Source organism: Nocardioides oceani, assembly GCF_030412965.1.
Taxonomy (GTDB): Bacteria; Actinomycetota; Actinomycetes; order Propionibacteriales; family Nocardioidaceae; genus Nocardioides; species Nocardioides oceani.
In genome coordinates this window covers 1-278 of the sequence record NZ_JAUHJQ010000156.1, presented here as the reverse complement: position 1 = coordinate 278, position 278 = coordinate 1, and the positions used below count along the sequence as shown (strand labels likewise).

1 protein-coding gene is annotated in these 278 nt (G+C 39.2%); it reads left to right on the top strand.

The annotated features are described in order from the left end of the window. A partial coding sequence (locus tag QWY28_RS23650; protein WP_300955354.1) for a trypsin-like serine protease occupies positions 1-278 on the top strand: 278 nt, incomplete at both ends.

The window sequence follows — 278 nt, the reverse complement described above, 5'->3', positions numbered from 1 at the left end:
CGGAGATCAGATAAAAATGATTCGATTTCTTATTTTCACTCTTTTGGTTGCAGCTTGTGCGGCGTTTCCTCAGTTGATGATAGTTAATGGAACAAATGCTGTAGAAGGGGAATTTCCATCTGTAGTTTCATTGAGATACACTTTAAGACATATTTGTGGTGGTACAATTTTGAATGAGAGATTTATTCTCACCGCTGCGCATTGTGTATGTGAAAACGATAGCCCAGATGACCCTGAACTTTACAGCATTCAGTATGGTTCTGTTCAGATCAGCGCAA